General features: G+C 41.0%; 17 protein-coding genes. 6 read left to right on the top strand and 11 right to left on the bottom strand.

All coding sequences use genetic code 11. The features are described from left to right. Positions 1-585: 585 nt before the first annotated feature. From V7K61_RS25420 to V7K61_RS25405, 4 genes are all read left to right on the top strand, one after another. Positions 586-1,350 carry a DUF502 domain-containing protein gene (locus tag V7K61_RS25420; protein ID WP_335057661.1) on the top strand — a complete coding sequence of 255 codons (765 nt, stop codon included), beginning with the start codon at positions 586-588 and terminating at the stop codon, positions 1,348-1,350. Positions 1,351-1,643: 293 nt separating this feature from the next. Beyond that, the gene (nusB, locus tag V7K61_RS25415) at positions 1,644-2,285 is read left to right on the top strand and encodes a transcription antitermination factor NusB (protein ID WP_335057659.1); all 642 of its coding nucleotides are present in this window, start codon (positions 1,644-1,646) and stop codon (positions 2,283-2,285) included. Between the two features lie 254 nt (positions 2,286-2,539). Further along, complete coding sequence (gene ftsY / locus V7K61_RS25410; RefSeq protein ID WP_335057657.1) at positions 2,540-4,210, top strand: signal recognition particle-docking protein FtsY; 1,671 nt, start codon at positions 2,540-2,542, stop codon at positions 4,208-4,210. A 1,342-nt stretch (positions 4,211-5,552) separates the two neighbouring features. After that, positions 5,553-6,947, top strand: a complete 1,395-nt coding sequence (locus V7K61_RS25405; protein ID WP_335057655.1) for a PP2C family protein-serine/threonine phosphatase — start codon at positions 5,553-5,555, stop codon at positions 6,945-6,947. Between the two features lie 571 nt (positions 6,948-7,518). On the opposite strand, the gene V7K61_RS25400 is transcribed toward V7K61_RS25405, so the two are convergent. Beyond that, positions 7,519-8,802 carry an ankyrin repeat domain-containing protein gene (locus V7K61_RS25400; RefSeq protein ID WP_335057653.1) on the bottom strand — a complete coding sequence of 428 codons (1,284 nt, stop codon included), beginning with the start codon at positions 8,800-8,802 and terminating at the stop codon, positions 7,519-7,521. A gap of 196 nt (positions 8,803-8,998) precedes the next feature. Between V7K61_RS25400 and V7K61_RS25395 the strand changes: the two genes are divergently transcribed. Continuing rightward, positions 8,999-9,469, top strand: a complete 471-nt coding sequence (locus V7K61_RS25395; RefSeq protein ID WP_099099590.1) for a DUF4079 domain-containing protein — start codon at positions 8,999-9,001, stop codon at positions 9,467-9,469. A gap of 81 nt (positions 9,470-9,550) precedes the next feature. Here the strand turns inward: V7K61_RS25395 and V7K61_RS25390 are convergent, their stop codons facing one another. Then, positions 9,551-10,222, bottom strand: a complete 672-nt coding sequence (locus V7K61_RS25390; RefSeq protein ID WP_335057651.1) for a DUF1997 domain-containing protein — start codon at positions 10,220-10,222, stop codon at positions 9,551-9,553. Between the two features lie 178 nt (positions 10,223-10,400). Between V7K61_RS25390 and V7K61_RS25385 the strand changes: the two genes are divergently transcribed. Next, positions 10,401-11,057, top strand: a complete 657-nt coding sequence (locus tag V7K61_RS25385) for an NAD(P)H-binding protein (RefSeq protein WP_335057649.1) — start codon at positions 10,401-10,403, stop codon at positions 11,055-11,057. Positions 11,058-11,197: 140 nt separating this feature from the next. Here the strand turns inward: V7K61_RS25385 and V7K61_RS25380 are convergent, their stop codons facing one another. The 9 genes from V7K61_RS25380 to hpsA all read right to left on the bottom strand — a co-directional run bounded on the left by V7K61_RS25380 (position 11,198) and on the right by hpsA (position 23,224). Then, positions 11,198-11,851: a TIGR04282 family arsenosugar biosynthesis glycosyltransferase gene (locus V7K61_RS25380; protein ID WP_335057647.1), complete on the bottom strand. Its 654-nt coding sequence runs from the start codon at positions 11,849-11,851 to the stop codon at positions 11,198-11,200. 148 nt (positions 11,852-11,999) lie between these two features. Further along, positions 12,000-12,566 (bottom strand): pilus assembly FimT family protein, encoded by a 567-nt coding sequence (locus tag V7K61_RS25375; protein WP_335057645.1) that lies wholly within the window; start codon positions 12,564-12,566, stop codon positions 12,000-12,002. A gap of 27 nt (positions 12,567-12,593) precedes the next feature. Beyond that, the gene (locus tag V7K61_RS25370) at positions 12,594-13,586 is read right to left on the bottom strand and encodes a glycosyltransferase (protein WP_335057643.1); all 993 of its coding nucleotides are present in this window, start codon (positions 13,584-13,586) and stop codon (positions 12,594-12,596) included. After that, positions 13,583-14,563, bottom strand: coding sequence for a hormogonium polysaccharide biosynthesis glycosyltransferase HpsE (gene hpsE, locus V7K61_RS25365; RefSeq protein ID WP_335057641.1), 981 nt, complete (start codon positions 14,561-14,563; stop codon positions 13,583-13,585). The genes V7K61_RS25370 and hpsE (V7K61_RS25365) overlap by 4 nt, the downstream gene beginning before the upstream one ends. 19 nt (positions 14,564-14,582) lie before the next feature. Then, a complete protein-coding gene (gene hpsE, locus V7K61_RS25360; RefSeq protein ID WP_335057663.1) occupies positions 14,583-15,551 on the bottom strand; it encodes a hormogonium polysaccharide biosynthesis glycosyltransferase HpsE in 969 nt (322 codons plus the stop codon). A gap of 152 nt (positions 15,552-15,703) precedes the next feature. After that, positions 15,704-16,402, bottom strand: a complete 699-nt coding sequence (locus V7K61_RS25355) for a type II secretion system protein (RefSeq protein ID WP_335057640.1) — start codon at positions 16,400-16,402, stop codon at positions 15,704-15,706. 28 nt (positions 16,403-16,430) lie between these two features. Next, on the bottom strand, positions 16,431-17,429 hold the full coding sequence (gene hpsC, locus V7K61_RS25350) for a hormogonium polysaccharide secretion pseudopilin HpsC (RefSeq protein WP_335057638.1): 999 nt from the start codon (positions 17,427-17,429) through the stop codon (positions 16,431-16,433). Between the two features lie 128 nt (positions 17,430-17,557). Then, on the bottom strand, positions 17,558-18,238 hold the full coding sequence (gene hpsB / locus V7K61_RS25345; RefSeq protein ID WP_335057633.1) for a hormogonium polysaccharide secretion pseudopilin HpsB: 681 nt from the start codon (positions 18,236-18,238) through the stop codon (positions 17,558-17,560). 27 nt (positions 18,239-18,265) lie between these two features. Continuing rightward, positions 18,266-23,224: a hormogonium polysaccharide biosynthesis protein HpsA gene (hpsA, locus tag V7K61_RS25340; RefSeq protein WP_335057631.1), complete on the bottom strand. Its 4,959-nt coding sequence runs from the start codon at positions 23,222-23,224 to the stop codon at positions 18,266-18,268. Positions 23,225-23,950 lie beyond the last annotated feature (726 nt).

Here is a 23,950-nt window from a genome sequence, read left to right as displayed (position 1 = left end):
CAAGCTGAGAACATCGAGAGCCGTGTGCAGTGAAAGTTGCACGCACGGATCTAACTGAGAGGTGCGGGGAATAATATCCCCCATCGACTCAACCTAAAAGAGACTTCCAAATCAAAAACATCCCAAATTCTCTAGGGAAATGGCTGTCCCCATCGCTTCTATATTCAGGACGGGCAGAATACTCACCCACAATATGGATAATTTATTTCTTGGAAATCCCTAACAAATTAATATTTTTAACATAACATTTTCATAAAAGCCGCTCCTACTCAAAAGTGAGTGACTGACCAGATAAAATAATTTATTAGTTTACCCTATAGTACTTTCACAATTATGAGCAGCTTTTGATTAAGCGCGCTAGATTAATAATAGCCAATAACTTGAAACAATTATTTACAAGTCTTATAAATAAAAGTAACATCCTCTAAGAATGATCAGCCGCGATCGGATTGGTTAATGTCTATGTGTATGCTTATAGGAAAATAGCTGATTTCCAGCAGCAGGAAACTTGCTAGCGTTTTAGACAGTTACTTGCGGCAGAATCTGCCAAAGTTAAAGCCTTCGGAATTTGACGAATCTGCTGGTATGGATACGAATAACAAAAGTTCCTCTAGCTTAAAACAGGAGAATCGGGGCTTGGTAATCGATCGCCTAAAACAGGATTTAAAAAACGACCTGATTGCTGGTTTGTTGGTAATAATTCCCCTAGCAACCACTATCTGGCTGACAATTACCATTGCGACTTGGGTAATCAACTTCCTCACCCAAATTCCCAAACAATTGAATCCCTTTGATGGGTTAAACCCAGTTTTGGTAAATATACTTAATTTGTTGGTAGGGCTGGCGGTACCATTACTAAGTATATTGCTAATGGGCTTGATGGCTCGAAATATCGCTGGGCGATGGTTGTTAGATTTTGGTGAGCGATTATTACAGGCAATTCCTTTAGCAGGTCAGGTATACAAAACTCTCAAACAGCTTTTAGAAACAATACTGAAAGATTCTAATGGCAAGTTTCGTCGGGTCATTTTGGTAGAGTATCCTCGCCGAGGAATTTGGGCGATCGCTTTTGTTACTGGTGCAATCAGCAGTGATATCCAAGCCCAGATGTCTCGCCCCGTGCTAAGTGTTTTTATCCCCACCACTCCAAATCCGACTACCGGATGGTACGCAGTGGTTCCTGAAGACGAGGTGGTGAATCTCTCTATGTCGATTGAAGACGCCTTTAAAATAGTTGTATCAGGTGGCATTGTCGCCCCCAATACGCCTTTGGTTTTTTCCAAAGAGTCCACATTGGAAGTGAAACACGAAGAAATCAAGCAGCAGGTTATTTCCGTTGAAGAAACGTGAAAAAGGCAGGAGGTAGGAGGCAGGAGGTTCAATAAAGAATAGTGGCTCACACCCGGATTTCTCACGCATAGTGTAGGCAGAGAGGTGTGGGGAGTGTGGGGAGTGTGGGGGGTAAGACTTCTTCCCCATCCTCCCACACCTCCCACACCTCCCACACTCTGCCTCTCTGGAATCAATCTGGCATAGTCACAAGCAAATGCGTAATGTTGTTGTTTAACTGTGCCAAAATTGATAGGCTTATAAGTTTGTCTTGCCTAGTTAATTCAGTTCTTGCACAATCATCCCTCAGTTTTATGCAACCTCGTAAACCCCAGCAAATTGCTCGTGAATTGGCGCTTTTAAGCCTTAGCCAATTGCCAGTCAACCCAAAGAAATTAGATAAATTGGAAGACGACCAACTAGTATCCAAGTTGGTACTAGGTGCAGTACGCACTCTGACCTCAGAAGTACAAGATACCCTTGATAATGCCGCAGGTGAACTGCAACGCAGTAACGATCGCCTCTTAAGTAGCCAAACTCGGGCCTCCGACCTCAATACTGCCAGAACAATGCTTCAAGAAGCGATCGCCTGCACCCAGACAGCAATTAATCAGTTGGGTACAGCTGTTGATTTCCCAGTATTGATTCAGTTAGCTAATCAGGATAAGGGAGTTCGGAATTACGCTAAAGAGCTTGTGATTACCGTCAATGAAAATCGACACGTTATAGAAGAACTGATTTCTGCTGCCTTAGTAGATTGGCAAGTAACTCGCCTCGCCCAAATTGACCGCGATATCTTGCAAATTGCCGTGGCAGAAATGAAGTTCTTAGGAGTACCAGACAGTATCGCCATCAACGAAGCTGTGGAGCTAGCCAAACGCTACAGTGGAGACGATGGTCATCGGTTTATTAACGGTGTTTTGCGCCGAGTCACTGAGCAGAAAAAAACTGCGTAGTATCGCTGCGGAATTCATAATTTTTATACTGCCGTGGAGAAAAGTCTGTAGCCGCTTTTGCGGCTTCCTCCAAGCGAAACTTCACTCAAAATGAGACGCTGCGCGATCGCAAGGAGCCGTCTATTGTCACGATTCTCCTCAAACTGGCGTTGAAAGGTGAGGATAACTCGGAAGTTTTCACCCCAAGAAAAAGTGCAAAGTTAAATTAAACTCATAATTCATAACTCATAATTCATATAAACAATACTGCTGCAATGGTTTTTAATTGGTTCCGTCGTCAACATAACGATTCCTCTAACACTCCCTCCGATAAGAAACAGGAAGAAACTCCTCCTGTACAAGAACCCCAACCAGAGCCAGCCGACACCTCAACACCAACTGCTGAAACTGCACCAGCAACGGCAGACTTATTGGCATTTGCTAAAGCTGCCTACAAAAATATTCAGCAAAAACAGCAAGTTGAGGTAGTAGAAACCCCACCTGCTTCAGCAGATACCTTAGCACCATCAATACAACCTGAAACCGCAGAAACGGTAACTGCGGCATTAGCTGAATCAGAAGCAACTGAGGAAGCTGTTAGTACAACCGTAGAAACTACACAGCCAGAAGTTATCCAAGCTGCTAGTGAGGAAGAAATTACAGAAGATTCTTCAGTGGCAGCAATTGTTGAACAGCCAGATGTTTCCAGCCCAGAACTCACGGCAAGTGAAGTTGAACCAACACCCACTGAACCACTAGCTACGCCAGAGGCAACACAGCCAACAGCACCAGCTAACTTATCCTTTTTAGAACGGGCGGCGGCAGAACGGCAAGCCAAGCTGGAGCAACTAATAGCCACTGCCATTGAAGTTCCAGAACCGGAGGTAGTACAGCCAGTAGCGACAACCTCAGAAACAGAAGAGGAAATTCCCGGACTGCTATTTGATGATGGGTTTGTCTGGTCAGCGAAAGTTCTAGCAGCTCAAGGTAGAAGTGCAGAAGACGTTTCTATTGAAGAAATTACTTGGCTGAAAAAGCTCCGGCAAGGATTAGACAAAACTCGCCGTAGTATTCTCAATCAACTGAAGGCGATCGTTGGTCAAGGGCCGCTTAATCAAGCTGCTGTGACGGAAATTGAGGCATTGCTTTTGCAAGCTGATGTTGGTGTAGAGGCGACAGACTTTATTATCAATGCCCTACAGACGAAACTGCGAGAAGAAGTTACCGCACCTGAAGAAGCGATCGCTTTCCTGAAAAAAATCCTTCGGGATATGCTGGATGCACCGAGCAAAACATCCCACAAAACTACCTTTACCCCAGAAAAAGAAACCTTAAATATTTGGTTAATCACTGGGGTAAATGGTGCGGGTAAAACCACCACTATCGGCAAAATTGCCCATCTGGGACAAAAATCTGGCTATAAATGCTTGATTGGAGCAGCAGACACCTTCCGCGCCGCCGCCGTTGAACAGGTAAAGGTTTGGGGTAGTAGAAGTGGCGTGGATGTAATTGCCAATCCGGGAAAAAATACAGATCCGGCAGCAGTTGTATTTGATGCGATCGCAGCCGCCCAAGCGCGTCAAACCGAATTACTTCTGGTAGATACAGCTGGGCGACTGCAAAACAAGAAAAATTTAATGGACGAACTCGGTAAAATCCGGCGAATTATCGACAAAAAAGCCCCAGATGCCAAAGTAGAATCTCTTTTGGTTCTAGATGCCACTTTAGGCCAAAATGGACTGCGGCAAGCTGAAGTTTTTTCCCAAGCTGCCCAACTCAGTGGTGTTGTCTTAACCAAGCTAGATGGCACAGCCAAAGGCGGCGTTGCCCTTGCCGTTGTGCAGCAGCTAGGTTTACCCATTCGCTTTATTGGTGCTGGCGAAGGAATTGAAGACCTACGCCCCTTTTCGAGCTATGAGTTTGTCGAAGCTCTCTTGAGTGGTTAGTTGAAAAATTTCGAGTTAAAAATTTTTCTTAACAAACTTAGGACTTACGCAATACTGTATTATTCTTCTCTGGGAGAGACTGCGCGTTGGCGTCAGCCTCTGACAGAGAAGGAGGTTCGATAAATTAAGCTTTTTAGCTATTTTTGCGTAAGTCCTAAAACTGATAAATTTAGGGATGACTGATCTGGTATTATCACTTGAAATAACTAGAAACAGCTCAAGTCCTAAAATTATGAATTTGTCACAATAAATAGGTGACTTTTGCTAAAATTTCTAGCTAATGCCCTTTTTTAAGTCTGAAATGGGTTTTTTAAATGTAGCAGCACGGTAGTTAGTTGCGACATAATCCCCTAGACTTTCATCTTGCAGCAATTGAAAAGGGAATCGAGACGCTCACACCCACAAATACAACTCTATTGTGGGATAGACAGCAGTCCCAATGGTGAGCAGTGCGTTGGGGAACCAGCGCGGGTGATTTCAGCGCTGTGGGAGGTTTTCCCTCCATAGGTGTGTGTTGGTTATAGCGACTTACTCGTGTAACGTCTATCAAGAGGTTGGAATTCTGATGGTTAAATGAAAACACTCTTTCTGACTTTTGACTTAAAGTTTTTAGAAGATATTTCTTCTATTTTTAGTGTCATCTCTTTTATTCATATCTTACACTTACCAAATGACTCACCCCTAAAATAAATTACAGGCGAATGGTTTAACTCTGTTACATCTGACTAAAAAGATAGAGTCACTTCATTTTTATCTTGTTTTGATGGGTTTAAGTTTTGCATCTTCAGCAACTCAAAATTCGCAAAACGAGAAATTAAAAATGGAAAAGCTCAATCTTGGCGATTATGGTATACAAATTAAGTATTTGAAAACTTATTTACATATTCTCAGGTTTGGGAACGAGTGTAAGTCTGTTTTTGAGCAAATAAAGCTCGATTTGAACGCTTATAGAGGTTTTTACTCAAAAGACTTCTAGTCTTCTAGTTGCTTCTGCCCAAAAAGTCGCTCTGAGAGCGTTATAAATTATTCTTTGAATAAAGTATTTTTATGACTTTAGAGATATGCTTTGGTAATTAAGTTATGAAAAAATGAAAAGCTTTCTGATATATCAGCAAAAGTAGTAATTTTTACGGGTAGAATTTGGACTAAAAATACACGATCTAAAATTACTAATATTCCATCAGAAATACAATAAGCAAATAAAATACTTGTAAAATTTGCCTATTACGTCTTTATACTCTTGCTAAAATGGCAAGTCTTGTCTAAATATGGTTTAGCAATGCCAAAGCCAAAAGATTTATAAGTCATCTAAAATCTGCCAATATAAAGTGCAATAATACCCGTGCCTGTGTCTCAACTGCCCTCTCAACCCACTGATAATAATAGTAGTGCCGCGACTGATGTCACACCAGTCGTGGCACTCAAAGAACTCGTGGCAAGGTTGCACCGGGAACAGAACAAAATTCAAGATTTGCTAAGTTCTTTAGGATTTGCCCTGAGAAGTTTCAATAATTTGAATCAGTTTTTGGAACTGATTCCGCTGATGGCAACAAGAGTGACAGATGCAGACGGTAGCGCCCTGTTTCTCTACAAACCTAATGGCCAAGTCAGGTTAGAACAGTTACATTGGCAAGATAGTGGCCAGCGCAAGAATATCCGCAAAGCACTAGAAATAGCCAGTAGTCAAATCACGCTGTTGCCCAATACTGCCCCCCTAGCCAATGCCACGGGGATTTTGGATGACCAGATGCATCGCTATTTGGGGCCAGATGTGCAAATCTTTGGTACGGCGATTCTGGTAAAGCATACAGAACGGGGATGGCTCTATGTCTTGAGCCGCGATCCAGAATATAGTTGGACAGAAACCAGGCAAAAGTTAGTTAGGTTAGTGGCAGACCAAACAGCGGTAGCGATCGAAAACGATGAACTAGCTGTAGAACTAAGAAAAAAAGAACGCCTAGACCAAGAACTAGAAATTGGCGCAGAAATTCAACGGCGACTTCTACCACGTCAATGCCCCACAATCCCTGGTGCAGTCCTAGCGGCACGCTGTAAACCTGCCAATCGCGTCGGCGGAGACTACTACGACTTTATTGCTACCAATCATAATAAGATTCAGCCCAAGCTCAAAGGTGGCAGCGAAACAACTAGTCGCTGGGGTTTGGTTATTGGAGATGTCATGGGCAAAGGTGTCCCCGCTGGGCTGATTATGACGATGATGCGGGGAATGCTACGGGGAGAAGTACTACATGGTAATTCCCCAGCCGGAATTCTACAAAACTTAAATAGAGTTATGTATGCGGATTTGGAAAATTCCCACCGCTTTGTAACGCTATTTTACTCAGAATATAACCCCTACAGCCGAATTCTGTCTTATAGCAATGCGGCACACAATCCTCCCTTGTGGTGGCACGCAGCGACAAAAACTGTCAGCCGTTTAGATACTTTGGGAATGTTAATCGGTTTGGATGCTAACAGCCAATATGAAGATGCTCAGGCACAGTTAGAGCCTGGGGATACAATTATCTACTATACAGATGGCTTAACCGATGCCGCTGCTGCTGGTGGCGATCGCTTCGATGAAGACAATTTTGTTACTGGCTTCAATACGGCTTGTAAATACTGCAATGGGCCAGAGGAAATTGTGGATTACCTATTTGACCAAGTTCAGCAATTCATCGGTGCTGATAAACAAAACACTGATGATATGACACTAGTTGTTCTGCAAATTTTATAATCATTGGCTATTTATACTCGGTCAAGTCATGAGTCAATGCTTGAGTTTATGGTGACAGAGGATTCACTACAGTGATTCCACTAAATTTAATTTTTTATTTATTTTTCTTTGAATTACCGTAGCGATCTCTCAAACGGTTGTACATCAACCTTTTTTGGGAACTTGTTTGTATTTAGCCTTTAGGATAATACAGAAAAAATGATCGTTAGAATACTTTTCTGTTCAATTAAAAACTATATATTTTGCACATCTAGCACAGTAGGAAACGCCAAGGGGGAGAGCAGGTAAAAGGTAAAATGTACAAGGTAAAAAGTAAAAGGTAAATTTACTTCTTCATTTTTGCTTTCTTTCTATCCTTGTGACGCAAGCATTTGGTCTGCTCCCTTTTGGCGTTTTAATTTTTCTTTCTCCGCCGTAGCAAGTTCACAACAGCTACGACGGAGTTTTGCTTTCTTTGTTTCTTCGTCCTAGATTTGCTTTTTTAAACTTCCTTGATATGTAAGCTGCCAACCTTCATTTAATGATTTGTCAAAATATTTATGAAAATATTTTAGATGAAGAATTTAGATTGCTATTCTTGCGCCCCAGCTTTTTGCAGACTCCGCACCACATTCTTATAACCATTAAATTCCGCAATCATCAAAGCAGTATAACCACCCCGATTTTTCAAATTCACATCTGCCCCAGCTTGGAGTAATAACTGCAAAATTTCGCCATAACCTGCTGAAGCAGCCCACATCAATGATGTGGCTCTAGCTGAGTCTTGAAAATTCACATCTGCCCCCTTTGCCAGCAGCAAATGTACGATCTCTTTGTGTTTGCGTTCGGTTGACTTAATCAAAGCAGTTTTGCCATCATCCCCTGGAATGTTGACATCAGCACCATAGTCTAACAACACTTGCACCGTTTGGATGTGTCCTTGTGATGCAGCCAACGTCAAAGGAACTTCACCAAGATTTTTCCCATTTATATCTCCGCCAGAACGTAGCAGTGCCTCGACAATTTGGCTATGTCCCTGCAATGCTGCTACAAGTAGTGGTGTATCGCCCAGGTGGTTGCTAATTTGGACATCTGCACCCCTGTTAAGTAATATTTGTACGACATCAATGTAGCCTTCCACAACGGCAAGGTGTAAGGCAGTTTCACCATCTCGATCTTGAAGATTTATCTGGGCACCTCGATCTAGTAAAGCTGCTGCGATCGCACTGTGTCCAGCCGCTGCTGCTGCCGATAGGGCAGTTTCACCATCAGAGTTTTTCACATTCACATCAGCCCCTGCTGCTAGCAGTGCTTCCACAATCTCCAGATGTCCCAAGTCTGCCGCTAGCATTAAAAGTGTCTCACCCTCCTCATCTGGGATATTGACATCGACACCAGTTTGGAGAATTGCTTGTAAAACTTCTATTTTTCCCTGCTTAACGGAAAGTTTCAACGCTGTATCATCATCTTTATCAGCGATATTAACTTGGGCGCCAGCAGCCAATAAAACTCGCGCTACATCGATATGACCTTTGAGGACTGCTGCCATTAAAGCTGTACTGCCATCTTCATTAGTGGCATTGACATCTGCACCTCTAGATAGTAAAAGTTGCACAATGTCAAGCTGTTTGGCACTAGCTGCCAACATCAAAGCCGTCAAACCATAGAGTTTTCTGGGCAAGTTGATATTTGCCCCAGCATCCAGAAGCGATCGCACAATTTCGGTGTAGCCTAAATTGGCAGCAAACATTAACGCCGTAGTGCCTTGGCGATCGCACGCGTCCACCCTCGCACCAGCAGATAGTAGCGCACACAGCCCCTTGATATCACCGCTTTTAGCAGCTTTGAGCAGCAAAGTATCGTTGTTTTCAGTCATGAATGAGATCCCACGCAGGGGGTTTTGTTCGTCTACCCTCAAAATTTAGTCTGAGATTGTTTATCCACTTTGGCAAGAGGGCGAAGCAAAATAGTCCGGGGAGATGGGGGAGTCTCTTTTAATTTGTGCAACTTTAAGCACAGAAAATAGAGTTATGCTAATTTTTATGAAGATTTAATCATTAGGCGAGAACACGATGAGTCTAGAACTTTCTACGTCGGTGAAATATTGGCTGAACTTCTTCCATCCGGTGCTTATGTGGGCGCTATTAGTACTCTCAATTTATGCTGCCTATTTAGGACTGCAATTGCAGCGTACCAGAAATGCTCAAGGGGAAGAAAAAAAAGAATTGATTAAAGGTAGATATAACGTTAGACACTACCAAATCGGGTCTATACTACTAGCTTTGATGGTGGCAGGTGCGATCGGCGGGATGGCTGTCACTTACATTAATAACCAAAAGTTATTTGTCGGGCCTCACCTACTAGCAGGACTGGGTATGACAGGTTTGATTGCATTTTCTGCTGCCTTGTCCCCTTATATGCAAAAAGGGGCAAATTGGGCACGTGCAACTCATATTTTAATAAATTTCACGCTTTTGGGACTTTTTGCTTGGCAGGCTGTTACTGGCGTGCAAATTGTCCAAAAAATTCTCACTCAAGCATAGTTAGCAAAGTAGGGTAGCACAGCTGTGCTACCCTACAAACGTACAAATAATTTGGAATTATTGATTTTTTAGAAATCCCTATCAACGCTTTTTCTTAGAATTAGCAGGAAACGGTATTCCCAAAGATTTATGAAAATCTTCCTGAACTTTGCGAGTTAAGCGGCGGGAGACTTGGCGGACAATTTGATTAAGTAAGCGATCGCCTGTAGATTGAACTATAGACTTAGGTAATCGTTGAATAAATCGGGGAAAGTGAAGATAAACGATCAAATCCAATTCCCACTCAACTCTTGTAACTTCGCCAATACCACTGCAAGTATCGTTTCCGATTAACTGTAGAGATGCCCGATAATCTACGTCATAACCAGGCGGGTGGTAGTCAGGAATGGGGATTGTACGGATGCGGTAAATACCCTCCTCTGGGGGCAACAATTCCAAACCTATTTTCGGTTCTACTTCATAACCGAAAGAACCAAAACGACCAATTGTTAAAGCATAGCCATTTTCCCCAAGTGATTGTACCTTCATGGGTTCAGCACAGCGCGAAAACCATGAGGAGTGAGCATTAAGATACTCAGCAACCTTCTCTACTGGAGCAGCCATTTCCATAAAATCTTGATAACGACCGTAAAATTTTGTGAGCGTCGCTACATTTGGTTCTGTTAACGTGTCCTCGGCTTCTTGGCTGGACGCTACAGGTAAAACTGCTTCTGTTATTTCCCAGGATTTATATTCGCTTTTTCTTGAAAGCATAAATGCATTACTGTATATTTTGGCGTTAGTCTATATTAATGATTCCCCACATACCTGGGTCATTTCGCATTCAGATCCAATTTTGACCGAAACCTCATTAATCTGCGATCGACTCCATAGAATTACTAAAATAAAGAACTGAACAAGCACACAATAGTTTCCCAGGATAGCATTTATCATGAAAGCATTTGTAGCAGGGGCAACAGGTGAAACAGGTCGCCGGATTGTGCAAGAATTGATTGCGCGGAATATTCCCGTCATAGCCCTGGTGCGGGATATAGAGAAAGCTAGAGCTATTCTGTCTCCTGAAGCCGAATTAGTGGTAGGTGATGTATTACAACCAGAAAGTTTAACTGCTGCCTTGGGAGATACCACAGTTCTGTTGGTTGCGACTGGGGCAAAACCTAGCTTTGACCCTACTGGCCCCTATAAAGTGGATTTTGAAGGGACTAAAAATTTAGTAGATGCTGCTAAGGCAAAGGGAATTGAGCATCTTATCTTAGTTTCTTCTTTGTGTACTTCCCGCCTTTTCCATCCGCTGAACTTGTTTTGGCTAATTTTGTTGTGGAAAAAACAAGCTGAAGAGTATATTCAGAAAAGCGGTCTTACTTATACGATTGTCCGGCCTGGTGGGTTGAAGAATGAAGACAACTCCGATCGCATCGTGATGCAGAGTGCAGATACATTGTTTGATGGTAGTATCCCCAGACAGAAAGTCGCCCAAGTTGCTGTTGAGGCGTTGTTTGAAGCAGATGCACGCAATAAAATTGTCGAAATTGTTGCCAAACCTGAAGCAGCCTCAAAAAGCTTTAAGGAGCTATTTCAGCAGTGCTGATATTTCCACAAGATTTTATTGCTTCCGTCTCTTATTCTCATCCCCAAGATTATCGGCTCACATCTTCATAGAAAAGTGATGCCTACAAACTTTTCAATTAGCTTGCATTATCTAAATCGACCGCCTTTTGATTCAACTCACTAAAGCGATCGCTCTATCTTCTCTGCAAGGACTTGTTCCCAAATTGGCAGATCCTCCGGTCGGTCAACATCAGCTAAGGGCAACAAGTCCACGTATGACAAACTAAGTTCCTGGGCAATATCCACGGTTTTCTGGAATACTTGAGCAGTTCCCCACTCGATGTTAACGAATAACTCTGGGATGGGTTGGCGCAAACCAATTAAGTAATATCCACCATCGATTGCAGGGCCAAGTACAAGGTCAAAGTCGTGTAACTTCTCAAAGGCTGTTGCTAAAATTTGGGCATTCACTCCCGGACAATCTGTACCAATGATAATTACTTTTTCTGCACCAGATTGAAAAGCATCAAAAAGCGATCGCGCCATCCGCAAACCTAGATCCCCTTCACCTTGAAACTGGTAAACCAAATCCAACCCCAGCCAGTCTTGCATAAGTTGTGAATCACCACCTGCAAAACGCACTTCCACAGATATGTCAATGGCTTTTTGCAATTCTTGAACTTGAAATATTGTATGCTCAGTCATTTCCCGTTGAAGATTGGCAGCACCAACATCTCCCAAAACAGGTATCAATCGCGTTTTTGTCCTACCTGGTTCTGGATAACGGGTGAAAATAATCAGGTGCTGTTTTGGGCTTGCTGGTAAGTTCAGCACAAATACCTTGTTTAATTGAATAAAAAATATTTTAAACTACATCTATTTTGAGAGCCATAGTTTTTAAAAGTAGTGCGAGCATGTTGCTACCTACTGGTATTAGTGGGCAAGATGCTACCACTACTCAAGGTTTCAAAATCGACGAGGTTTAATAGCAATACTTGCCGTTATCGGCTCTAGTATGTTCTTTTGCCGTTCGCATTGTCCCTAAAAGCGTTGAAACAATAACACAACGTTTAGCTTTACCACCAGATTTGCTAGATAACGTGATCCTTCCTAAATCTTTAGCATTACCTTTGTAGTCAAATGGAACTTTTTGTATATTACTTAGTGACGGTTGGAAGTTTGTCTCAGAATCAAGGCGTATATTAGCATCTAAGTTATTCCAGTTAGCGTTAGATGGATTTACTGTAGCAGGATGAACTGCCCATTGAACGATATTGTTTTGTTCACGAAAGCTTGCTTGCCAAGTCAATTTTTCCTTGGTGGCTTGCCTTTGGGCTTGACGCATAGCATAGTAAACCTCGTCTTGAGCAGTATTGAGGCGGCGAGTATCCATAAAAGCTAGCCAATTGGCTATTCCCAGCGTAGTCAAGATACCGATTAATACAACAACTACTAACATCTCTGGTAAGGTAAAACCACTGTTAGAGTGCTTATTTTTAAAGAGTTTTTTTGCATGAGCTAGAGATGATAGATATACCAGGCTATCCATTTTTCCTTTTGGTCGTTTTTCAGCTAACTAGGTGTTGAACAATGTTTCAGCTTTTTGGCTTCTTACTTTGCGCTGGTTAGTAATACTTTCGAGCAAACTAGGCATTAAAAGGATTATGAGAATTTTTAATAATAGTTTTGAAGTGAAAGTTATATGCTGAAGCCTTGAAGAGTCATTCAGAACATAATTCCATAAAAATTTAGCAGCAGTTAAACCTTTTTGTCGATTAAACGGCTTTTGTAGGGCTTTGCATGTTAGGTACTTATATAAATTCGCCAGACTTAGATTCCAAATATTCTTAAGTGCTAAAGACCTTTCCTTATATGCTTTCTCAAGCACCTGCAAGCAAGCTTTTTCTTGCCTGACAAGATTGGAAGAAACTGAATTGGCAATTATACGGTATAGGGTTTGTGCAGATGGTACACATATAAAATCAAATTTACAGGCTAATCGCAGCCACATATCCCAATCTTGAGCAGCACATAGAGATTCATCAAATCCGCCTAATTCGATTAAAGCTTCTCTACGAATCAAAGGATTGGAGCCATTCTCCAAAAAATTTGTCACTAATAACTTTTCATAAACGTCTCCATTGGCTGTAACGTGTGTACCAGAGAGTACTATTTCACTCTTTTCATCGATATAATCAGTCCAACTATAAGCAACTTTTGCAGTCAAATTTTCTTGCAGAGCCTTTAATTGAGATTTAAGTTTATCAGGCGTCCAAAGATCATCTGCATCTAAGAAACTAACAAATTCTCCAACTGCACGGTTTAGCCCTCGGTTACGACTAACGTTTCCACCAGCGTTGGGATAAGAAAATACTTTTATTCTAGGGTCTTTAATTTGTGTAATAATATCTAAAGTTGAGTCTTGCGAACCATCATTTATTATAATTAATTCAAAGTTAGTAAAAGTTTGATTTAAAACAGATTGAATTGTTTCTTTAATAGTTTTTTCGCTATTGTAAGCTGGTATGATTACAGAAATAATTGTTACATCCAAAGTTGATTTAATCATTTTGTTGTATTTTCTAAAATTCTGTCTAATTTCCATTTCAGAGAATAAAAAGGACTGACCATACTAGCAAAGTAAAAATTAATTTCAAAAATTGCAATTAAATTAGTTTTTAATTGACCTCTATACTTAATAAGATGCTGTAATAGTCGGTATAGATTTCCTAAGATAGTTTTAACTAAAACTATTGGTTTTTGCCAGGTTTTAGCATTGATCAAACGTAGCTGGAAAATACACAGACCACAACCACGCGCTAGCACTAGTAAGTAATCTTTTTCTAACCTCCAATGTGGAATTTGATGATTGATATGCATCGCGGGATTATACCAGATTTCCCAACCTGCTTTGTGTAAATATAAGAGAGCTTCTGTATCATCCCCGCCAACCATCAATTTATTCAGTCTACCCTTAAAAATCAATTCTTCAGGAACACTTTCACACCAAGCTTGCTTACGAACAACCAACGCAGCACCTGGAGGAAGTCTTAAATTATTTGCATCAAATAAATATGGTTGTAGTCCGTGTTCTCGGACAGCTAAAAAGGCTTGAATTCTTGTAAAATCTTTTGGGGGGCTTACTTCAAAATCACCGTGGATTTGACCGCTCCAGGCACCAGCTTGAGGATGCTCTTTGCCAAAAGTATAAGACTGGAAAACCCAATCAGATGCTGGGAGATTATCATCATCTATGAATGCAATAAACTCACCTCTAGCTTCATTGATAGCCCGCATTCTTGCAAAGGCTATTCCCTGTTGTTTTTCCTGAAAATAGCTCAATATAAAGTTTTGATTAATTTTTTTTTGGTAATAATCAGCTACTTCATTCGTCTCATCTTTACTATTATTGTCAATAATAATAACTTCCCAATTTAGGCTTTCTATACCTGTCTGATTTAGTAGCAAATCTAAAACTTTAGGTAAACGTTTTGCACCATTATATGTAGGAATAGCTACCGTAAAATCTAATTTTTCAATATCCATATAAATAAAATATTAATTTCTAATTATATTTTTTAGTTAAATAGCCATTTTTCCAAAGATAAAAAGGACTAATAAAACTGCTTAAAAACAGTTGCATTTCGCAAGCAGCTACTAAATCAGTTTTCAACATAGTTCTATATTTAAGTAAGTGTAAAATAATTTTACGCAGATCATTTGTCAGATAAGCTAAAAAAGCAAATGGTCTATATATCTGTTTGACATTAACCATTCTAGTTACATAACGGCTAAGTCCAATACCTTTAAAAAATGGAATTAAATAATCTTTTTGCAAACGAAATTTTGGTATTTTGTGAGAAATTTCCATTTCTGGGTTATACCAAACTTCCCATCCTGATTTTTGGATATAAGACAACATTTCTAAGTCTTCACTGGTAAGCATACTGCCTTTAACTCTCCCAGTTAAAATAGACTTATCTGGTACACTTTCTAACCATGCTTGTTTACGGACAACAAGCCCCGCAGAGGGTGGTAGCAATTTTTTAGCTGCTTCATATAATAGTGGTAAATTACCTCGCTCTGTAATTGCCAAGAATGGAGCAATACGCTGAAAGTTTTCTGGTGGTTCTACTTCCCAGTCAGGATGAATTTGGCTGCCATAAGCTCCTGCCTTCGGATACTTTTCACCAAAAGCATAAGCTGCTGATACCCAATTTGATACTGGGTAATTGTCATCATCTAGAAAACCTATGAGTCTACCTTTAGCTTCTAAAACTGCCTTTTTTCGAGCATAAGCTGCGCCTTGTTTTGCTTCAAAGCAATACTTTAAAGGGTAAGGACACTGCCAGTTTTTTTGATAGGTTTGAACAACTTTAGCTGTATTATCAGTGCTGTTATTGTCTACAACTATAATTTCCCAAGATAAATTTTCGGTGTGAACTTGGTTTTGTAGTCGTTCTAGTAGTTCAGGTAAACGACTTTCACCGTTATAAGTTGGGATAGCTATAGTAAGATCAAAGCTTTCAATCATTTGACAAAATGTATATTTGATTAAGGTGATTTTTTGTGTACTTAAAATCAAAAAACTATACTTACTGTATGCTACTATTTTTGCTCTAAAAGTGCAGTTTTATGTACCGTATTTATATGGAATTTTTTATAGGTTTCGCTACAAAAAATTATTTAATTGTTGCAAGCAGTGTCTTTCGCTGTCCGCATTCCCCCAAGGAGAGTTTCCACAATGACACAGCGTTTAAATGCACCAGCCTCAGTAGTTCCTCTTTTGGGTGCAGCTACCATAACTTTTAAAGGTGTATCGGCGGCATCACTACTGCCAGATTTATGTGCCAAAACACCTATGTAGTCGAAGGTAATAGTACCAGTTCCTGGCGTAGTCTCGACTATGTTACCAGTAGAATTTTTTGTATTGGAAGCAGAAATGTTGGTATACAACAGAACTTGTCCTGGATTAAAGGCCATATTCTCGCCTAAAGATTTCCACACAACACCTGAAGTTGGTATAACAGCACCTTGATAAACAAGGAACTTCGGAATGTTGTTTTCAACTTTAAAACTAACACTGTAGCTAAGTTTTTTGTTTTTAGCTTCGCGCTGTGCTTCTTGTAGTGCGCCGAAAACAGCGTCGTTAGCCTTATTTACTTGCTGTCGATTTACAAAGGCAACCCAGCCAGGAGCTGCGATCGCTGCTAAAATTCCTACCAAGAGCATTACTACTATTAATTCTATCAGGCTAAAACCAGCATCCTTTTGGAAGTATGCAGATATATAGCGGAGTCTGTTCGCTGAACATTGCGGTTTTGGTGTTTCCACTACAAATCTTTTAGGAATTTTGTTTAACCTCAAGAAAGCTTCACTGTGCATACAATACCTTTGATTGATTAGCTAGAGGTTATTTAGTAAATAAAAATCCGTGGCCTTGCACTCGAATGCTTGAACTTGGAAAATAAGTTTTTGTGTTAGCAGTGTAAGCTAAGTTATTATTTTGCAGACGAGCAAGTGCATTACCTCTGATGTACACCTGTGCTAGTACTTCGTTGGCATCGACACAAGCAAAAAATCCACTTGTTTGACTGCCTACAAGGTTTGGACTAGTGCAAGGTGTGCTATTAGGTGCAGTGGTACTAATGTAATCAACCAAAGTTACTACTTGATTATTAGTAGAGTAATTAGCTAATGCACCTAATGCAGTTTGCCATTGATTCATCTTGTCTTTGAGTGTAGCACCGCTCTTACTTAGTGGTGGTGGATTAAATCCAGTATCACTTGCACTTCCTGTTGCATTAGCATAAGCTGCATTCACTGGGCCTTGAAGTTCAAACCTGCCAATCCGTGCTTCTTGAGACCAAGTATCATTGGTCTTATTGGGATTTGTGATTAAGTAGTATGCTACCAATGAATAAGCAAAGCCATCATCTGTTTGTGTGGCACTAGTCTGAGTTGTGGCAGTAATTCCGACACTATCAGGCTTAAGCTCACGTTTCCAAAAAACAAGGATTGGTGTGCAAACGCTCGGACTGCTGCCGCTAGTGGGGCTACAGCTAGAAGCTGATTTCGCTGGTGGTATTTGGTCTGCAATGCCTGAACTACTAATAGTAGTAGTATTTGTGTTTCTGGTAACACCATCAGCATCATAGATGTAAACGGCTTGCTCTAAGTCACGAGCAATATAATCTAGTGCTGCTTGGATTTCTTGCTCAGAAGTTGCCTTGGCTTGTTCTTTGCGATCGCCATCTAGAATATTAATCATAAAGGCCATTAAAGGCGTTATGATTAGTACTGCCATTATCATAGCTACTAGCAGCTCAATCAAGGTAAAGCCGCTAATTGTCTTATTTATTCCAGAGCGTTTTACTTGAGTACTCAGGATAAATTTTAGTGAATTTATCATGCTGCGGTTTCCCTTTTATTGAGAGATATTTAAGAATAGACTTCTTGCATAGATATTTATTTGCCTCACGCAGAAGCGTATGAGAAAGATGCTAAAATCGGAAGCTTTGCAAGAAGTCTAATTAAAATTCAATTGCAACCACCTGTGTAGCGGGCGCAAAGGTCGCTGTATTTAGGTACAGTGTCGTTGATATCTGTTGTCATTTCCACTACAGGTGCTTTACGCTGACCTGCACCTCCAGTGAAAGTAGATTGTGTTGTCTTAGTTGTGGAAGTGTTCTTGAGTAGAGTCGTGGTTTCTTTGAAAGCATCAGCTCTGTAAACCCGTACACCTAAAGCATATCCACTAGTAGCACTACTACTAGCTAAGTTGTAGCGAAAACCCTGTATAATCATGTCTGTAACACTGGTGTTTTCGCAGCCACCACTACTATCAAAATCAACGCAGTATAAAGATGTACCCGTAGGAACTGTGCAGTAAGAGTTTGGTGTTGTGCAAGTTAGAGTTCCCGTAGCCGTGGGAGCGGCGTATGCAGTAAGGGCATCAGTTCCCGTAGAGGTAGGGGCTGCTATTTTTTTAGTCTTCACCGCATCAATGTATGATTTAGCAGCTTGTGTGGCTAATTCTATCCGTCTGGATTGTATACGCGTTGCTACTGACAGGGAAAGAACAGGTGCGATCGCAACTAGCAAAATGCTAACTACAAGTATCGCTACCAAAGATTCAATAATTGTGAAACCTCCTTCACTATGTCGTAGGTAGGATCTAGCAGCCTGTAACCTTTTGTTGTTAGCTTGTTTCCCTATCATGGCAATTTACCTAATATTTCATTAAACCTAGTCATTTGGTATGTCTAGACAGTAGTCAATTGGGCGATATTCACTAGGAACTGCGTCTGCATAAGTTACTGCGACTGGTGTTGCTGGTGGGACTGCTGTTTCTGGTATACCTGTCTGGTTACTAGCTTCACCGGCACAGAGCAATGTTTTCACCCAGGTATCATCTCGACCAACTTCTCTAAAGAACTCATTCGGGCGACCTGTTGGAGGCGCTGTAAACCTTTGGGCAAACAAGTCTGGTTGCTCTGACAACAGACCAACATCAAACCCCCACTTTCTATTTGGTGCTGCATAGAAAGGTAAGAGACCACTAGCGTTTCGAGTTGGGTAAGTGTCTAATGAGTAGTCAAAAATGCTGAGATTATAGTCTTTAGTAGCAGTAGCACTGGATTGTCTGTTTGTGAAAATGGGTGCAATTGGTGCAGTGGAGAAGCTACTCCGTTTTAATTGAATAAAGCTACCGCTGATTTTGGCTGTTCTGGTATCCCAGTTTTCCAAAAACCGCACAAAGTTTTGCAAACCTGATGAGATTTCATCTGTTCTACTGGGACTATTTCCTACTACAAAGGTGGCATTAAATATAGTGTCAGTTGCCTGTTGTAGCCAATTAGACTTAAAGTCATCTCCTGACGCTACATCGAGCGCGTCCGTTCTTAAGTTAGGGGGAACCTTTTTTGCATCATGAATTTCTAAGACTGGTACTAAGAGCGGTTGATTGTCCAAATCAGGACTACCATCACCGTTAACATCAATGGGGGGGAAATAAAACAGTGGTTTGTTACTTGCGTATACTGCTTGGTCTATATCTCCTGGGTCAGTTGTACTATTTGTGGTTCTAAACCAGAGACCGCGGATGTTAGTGTCTGTTAAACCGTAATTAGTACCATAAGTACATCCATTATTGCTATAACCAGTACCAGTAGTATCCAAGGGGCAACCTACACCCATCGCTTTGTAAATACCAGGACTGCTTGTAACCAGATTGTTGCTGTTATCACGGGCAAATGCAACTCGACGGGGATAAAGACGATCTGTAGCCAGAGTAGATTGCAGGGATAAATAAGTTGTACTTGTATCACCAGACCCCAAGCGCTCTCTGATTGTCTTGCTACCAGTTCCAAATGAAGTACTCCAATTGCTCGGAGTAGATACAGTACCACTTGAAGCGGTACCACCGGCAGCAAGTATAGCTTTACCTAAATGATAGGTTTTAAGATTTTTCTCTATTAAGCTTTCACCAGCGTCGGTTGTGTCCCCATCCCCATTCATATCTAAGTTAACTGTATCGTCTAGGTCAGAATCTCCATTAACATTAAACCCAACGAACCAATCATCAGGCGTACATTCTGAAACTAGTAACTTACGGCACATTTCCATGACATACAAGGGTTGGCCAGTAACCTTGCGCTGAACTGGAGTTACTCCATTTACTAAGTAAGAGCCTAGAGAAATGTTAGGAGTAACGGTAGTGTCTAGTCTGGGATTACCATCACTTGTCCAAAAAGAACTAGTAGAATAGCCATTTTCCCAAAAACCATTTTTCAGACGATTTCGTCTTCTAGCATCTAAACTGGCTAATAAAGTGGATGAAGGTGTGGGACGGGCACTTAAGCCATCCTCTACAGGAATGCCAGTGTTATTATTCAAATCGTAGTCTGCGTATCTCCGTACACCATCTACGAAACTGCCAGAAAGCAAGGTCATTGAATCGGCAATAATCGTTGCTGGTCTCCAAAGGTCGCCCCCAGAAGTAGGGCAGCCAGTTCTTCCTGCACGACAGGCAAAGTCAGTATTGGGAGTACTGCGATCATAAAATGTGGTACCTGCTGACTCTGTTTCTGTAAATTCCTCAATTTCTGTAGTGCTTGTACTTGTACGGTGCAGATTGAAGTCGCCCTTAATATATGCAGGCAAATTTGTTACTAAAATCAAACCTTTTTCTTTAGCAATATAAGTATTAGCACTAGTTCTTGCTAAAGTTCCCCCATTAATCAGACGAATGCCATTTGGGCGACGAGTTGAGTCTAGCCGAAAATCGGTTGGGCTGAGTAACTCTGATTCGCTGCTTGTATCACTTGCATCGAGCAAAGCATCATCTCTAGAGGCATAAATAATGCCACTGTAAGGCAATAAATACTCGTTAGTTGTTATTGCTGTGGTGGCTATACCTCTCGTACTCGAACTTAAATCAATGTCTGTAACCCGAATTTCTAAGGGTTGACGCTGTTCTAGGTCTAAGTTGTATGTGCTTGGTGAGCCTGATGTACTAATCTGCTTCACTTCCCTAGCATCAAGGAAAGTTGCTTCTCTGATTGCACCGTGTTTAGGCTGGTTAGTAGGAGTGGTGACAAAACTAGTTGGACTACTCAAAATCGAAATAGCACAAAGCGCTGTATCAATTGCTGAATAATCAGCTAACTGTAAACCAGTACTAGGTACTGTAGTACCAGTTCCAATTTTGTCTAGAGCATCTTTTAAAGGTTTATTAACCCAACGCCCGTTGGGAAATTTCAAGTTGGCTTGTAGTTGTAGACGAGTTTGGTTACTCGTAAAAAATGTGCCTCTTCCATTTGCTGGGTAATTGTAAACAACACCATTGTTTGACCTGCCGTCGGTAGTATCTACACCATATCCACCATCTTGATTAACTTTGTTTTTAGCTGTAGTTTCGTTTGAGGGATCGTAGTAGCTACTTACACAAGCGATCGGTTCTTGGTCAGTGCCATAATCTACTTTGTAGTGATAAACAGCCGTGGCTCGCATTTGGAGATCGCCTTTGCGAACATTTCCAGGTGTTGACATCGGCATTGTGTCGGGCCAGACAACTGTAATATCACTCGCAGAAGGAGCTGGTAAAAATGAACCAAGTGTACTAGAACCTCTTGGGTAAAACGGGCCAGTTATGAAGTTTGGAATATTACCAGAACCATCTACATAAATACCTGCACCAGTAACAATTCGCACGCCACCCACGCTGTCTAAATCATTTATGGGATTTGCTGCCGCATTTTCTTCCCAAAAGCCATTACGGTCAGATAAGCCTAAGTCGGCAACTGCCTGTATTTGAGTGTTACGCCATCTTGCTGGTGGTTCTGAACCATATCTAGTCCAGTTAATCGCAGTGCCAGAACCGTTCAAAATTGGCTGTTCAGTCTCTGAGCCAACATATTTTCCGTCTTTTAGCCACAGAGCAGGGAGGTTATTGCCGACAAAAACGCGATCGCCTAATGCGGTTTGAACACCTTCTTTCTTTTGTAAATTTGGTTGTGTGGCTTCTAGCTTAGATGTACTTATAGAGGGAGGTGATGTTGCTACACCAGTGAACTGGTTACTAGAGTTTAGTGGTTGTCTCCAATCTTGTGGAGGATCTAAACTGGCAGTAATTGCTGTGATGGTGCTACCATATCCGGTTGTTGCCCCCGATCCAGTGGCGTCTGAGACTTCTGCAAAGGGTACTCGACGAGTACGATTTTGCAAATAAATTTGTATTTCGTCGGAGAGGATATTTTTGGCTGTCGTAACATCATCAGTATCTAGTACTTTGACATCGACGTTGGTTTTCACATCTGTCGGATAACCACTTAATGCAACAGCCGCTTTAAGAGTGGTACCGTTAGTTGCGCTATTGCAACTTGTGCATAAAGCGATCGCAGTCTTCTTCATTTCAGCAATACGTTGATTGTATGCCGCATCGTTGAATCCGATACTACCACCACCAGTAGCGTCCGTAGATTTATTGGTGCTGTTAATCGCAGCAGTGCTGATACTCTTCCCAAAACCTTGGTATAGGTCAACGCTTACATCATGATTACTAGTTTGAGCAAGACTACCATTTCCGACGTTTCCCCCAACGCTAACTTGCCCATTTTCTTGATTATAAAAACAGGATGTTTTGCTGCTAACTTGCCGGAAAGTTATCTTACCGTCACTGTCAATAACCCCTACTAGCAAGTTGCCATTGGTGTGAACTCTTCCATTTAAAAGTAACTCTGTACTACCAACTATGACTTCTAGATCATTTTCAAAGAATACAGCGTTATTTGCTAGTGGAATGCGACTACGATCTTGCTGAAACTCTAGTGCTACAACACTTTTGTTACCTTTGTATTCTTCAGAATTACTTTTATTAATAGACGTAGTACTTGCTGGGAGATTATCATAAATCTGTTTAGTAATTGGCACGTTAACGGTATAGACAAAGAAGCTTTTACCCAGATTGCCACTATTTAACTTATACCAACTGGAATTGCCCACTAAGCTAGAAAAACCAGATGCATTACACTGCTGGTTTGACGCATCATTATCCATTGGTGGGGTTCTAGCATCTAGGGGTTTTCTTTCGCGATTAAACTGCCCTGTTGTAGAGTTTCTACTGGGTGAGCGAAAGAAGATTCCATAAAGAGTAAAAGTATCTTTTTTGCCGTTATTGTCTGTGTCAACGGCATATTTCCAAGCTGTTTTTAATGTTTCATCGCTCTCTATATTGCTACTAGTCTCAATAGTGCTGTCACCGTCAAGGTCAAAAGCTAACTTCAGACGAGTCTCATCACCAAGTCTATATTTGTCTTTTTTAATAGCATCATATAAGGCGCTATCAGAAGGAGTTCCTCGTGGTAGTGTTGGGTCTTCTATTAATGCATCTAATTTAGCTCTAGCACGATCAATAGCTGGGGTAGCAGCGTTAAGCACAGCCTCATTAACACGGACATTACTAGCGTTTTTAGATCGCTCAAAAGACCGAAATAAAATTGCAGTTGTTAACAAGACAACTACCAAAGTTACCATCGCCACTGTTGGTAAAATAAAGCCAGAATTCACAGAAGTGCGTCTTCTTCGAGTGCCAGAGATACTTCGCAGTAGCCAAATAATTTGCTTGTTAATTGTAGATAAAAACTGCTTGCTAGTTTGCCTTAAGGTTTTTTGAATTGCCTTGACTAACTGACGTTTTCGAGACATAGCTGCTTCCCGGTCAAGTGGATATAGCGGATTTTCTATTTTTCCAAAGTCTTCATTGATGCCTATAAATTATTTTTACAGACCGAAAATGAGACTATATTTATTTAACTACTGCATTTGGCTTTACTAACTTCCAAACAAAGTAGCTATAACAAAAGATAATTTATTAAAGTTATATCATTTATGCATTGTTCATTTTATCCGGTAAACACTGATTTTTTCAGAATTATTTAGTTCAAGTCTGATAAATAATAAGAGCATTAGTTCACAGTAGATTTGCGTAAATGTGTTTTATTTGAAGACAAATTTATGAAGAGGTTATCAGCAGAGTATGCTTATAATACCCATCTGTTAAAGGAAAGATATCAGTTAGGTGCAAAATAATCAGATGTGCGGCTTAGATTCCCGACTTCTTTAATTAAGAAGTCGAGAATCTTGTTGTTCACATTGCTTTGATTAACTACTCATTACTCGCTACTAGAGCTTGGCGTAAATCCCACTACCACCTTTAAAGGCAAGCAAGCTTCTGCCACAAGGTACGAAAAATTAGTACCCTGTGGCAGAAGCTAGTACGCATCATAAATGCAACACGCAGTCAAATTAACTTTAAAAAGGACGGTTAGAAACCGCAACTATAGGATTACTATTTGATTTTTGAACAACACGTAGGGTGTGTTATCGCGAAGCGTAACGCACCATTTTCAAGGGTTTGGTGCGTTAGACTAA

The organism is Nostoc sp., assembly GCF_036918015.1.
In the GTDB taxonomy this organism is placed as follows: domain Bacteria; phylum Cyanobacteriota; class Cyanobacteriia; order Cyanobacteriales; family Nostocaceae; genus Nostoc.
Note: the sequence above shows the minus strand (reverse complement) of the source record. Positions and strands in the feature narration are given on the sequence as shown.